Source organism: Rhizobium mulingense, from assembly GCF_029194105.1.
Taxonomy (GTDB): Bacteria; Pseudomonadota; Alphaproteobacteria; order Rhizobiales; family Rhizobiaceae; genus Rhizobium; species Rhizobium mulingense.
Genome location: NZ_JARFVE010000061.1, coordinates 1 through 945, shown reverse-complemented (window position 1 = coordinate 945; position 945 = coordinate 1). Strand labels below are relative to the sequence as shown.

Below are 945 nucleotides of genomic sequence, written 5' to 3'. Positions count from 1 at the left end.
ATGCTGTGGCGGGCGCCGCTCAACGAGTTCTCCGGCGCCAGCGACTGCGGCGTCACTCGCATCGAACCGCCCACGGAACTGCGACGCGGCACACGGTCGCCGGCGTCACTATCGTGCGAACCGAGGCGCAAGTCGCTCAGATCCTGTTCCAGGTCTCGTCTCTGTGAATAGTAGTCCCGGATCCAGGCGTCCGTATCGAAAGCTCCGGTCACGCCTTCGATCCACTCACTTACTTCGCGAGAATCGTCATCGCGCGGTTGGTTCCGTCTTGGGTACATCGATGCCGGTCCTCCGGAAATCAAATTTGGAACCTCGATCCTAATGCCTGCCGGCCGCCGCCCAGCATGCTAAAGCCAGATCCAATCATGCCCTCAAGGCATGGCCGAACGCTATATGCGACGGCTTGCCGACAATCGTCTGCACTCGACCATCAGGCCGGCACATGGCTTGAGAGGCTTGCCGCTTGCCGCTTGCCATGCGGAGCCCGCTAAAATTGGCCTTCATTTAAGCAGTTTCGGGTGATGTGTGGAACATGCAGCGCGAAGGGTGCCGTCAGAATTTCCGATTCCAACTAATCTTTCCGCCGGCCTTTCTGATTTCGCCGCCTCAGGCAACGGAACCATATGCGGTGTAGCTGCTGACAGAACCCGTTGCGCGCTTGATAGTTATGCGACCTATGGCGCGGCGATCAGGATGAGACGCGCGCGACAATCTGGATGAGATTCTTATGTCGCGGTCGGGATGAAGTTATCATGTTGATTGTCGCTGGCAAGAGCTTCATCGTGGTCTGATTGCCGCTCCGCGACAAACTGTGCGGTGCCTTTGATTGTCGCGAATGAGGCTGGCCTGCCGCGCTGGCGTTTGGCCTCCATGGCGGAACGTCGTCGATAGCTTTCGACGTTCATTTCGAAGATCGTTGCGTGATGAACAAGTCGGTCCACCGCG

At 58.2% G+C, this 945-nt stretch carries 1 pseudogene; it reads right to left on the bottom strand.

Annotation, left to right across the window (positions count from 1 at the left end):
* Positions 1 to 725 precede the first annotated feature (725 nt).
* A pseudogene (locus PYR71_RS30670) lies at positions 726 to 945 on the bottom strand (hypothetical protein); the annotation flags it as partial.